Origin of the sequence: Psychrobacter sp. N25K4-3-2 (assembly GCF_015351755.1) — a bacterium.
GTDB classification, from domain to species: domain Bacteria; phylum Pseudomonadota; class Gammaproteobacteria; order Pseudomonadales; family Moraxellaceae; genus Psychrobacter; species Psychrobacter glaciei.
Genome location: NZ_JADKLX010000043.1, coordinates 1 through 503, shown reverse-complemented (window position 1 = coordinate 503; position 503 = coordinate 1). Strand labels below are relative to the sequence as shown.

General features: G+C 44.5%; 1 protein-coding gene. It reads right to left on the bottom strand.

Annotated elements, in window-relative coordinates:
- On the bottom strand, positions 1–503 hold a 503-nt coding region (locus IOD06_RS13530; RefSeq protein WP_194621271.1), incomplete at both ends, for a replication initiation factor domain-containing protein.

The following is a 503-nucleotide window of genomic DNA, read 5'->3' as shown; positions in this document are numbered from 1 at the left end:
CCCGCAGTACCAAACTCGACTTCACTACGAAACCAAAGACTGTCAACATCACCAAACTTTTTGCCTTTCTCATAACCTCGATATAGCTTGCCGTTTTCGCGTTTACCTACTTGGAGAGTACGACCCGCACCAGTGGGACGTTTCCAGTCGCCTAGATGCTGGACTGTAGGCATACGATTAGTTAGGGCAAACATACCTTGACTGTCAGCCTCATCGGCAATTTCAGGTGACGAGTAAATGCCTTCAAAGTCGTCATGTGCTAGGTCAATGCGTGTGAGCTTTGGATTAGTAGCGTCACACTTTAAAAAGTTGTATAGGTTATGCTCCCAATAGTTATCGGCATATTGGCAGCCAGTACCAGTTATCATGATTAGTACCGTATTGTTTTGACCACCTATTGCTATTGTGCCGAGCTTGGCATCGTTGTTGCCAATGCTAAAACCATACTTATAAAAGTGAATGCCTTTACCGTTAAAGGTTGCATCTGAGAAATCAGAGCCGAA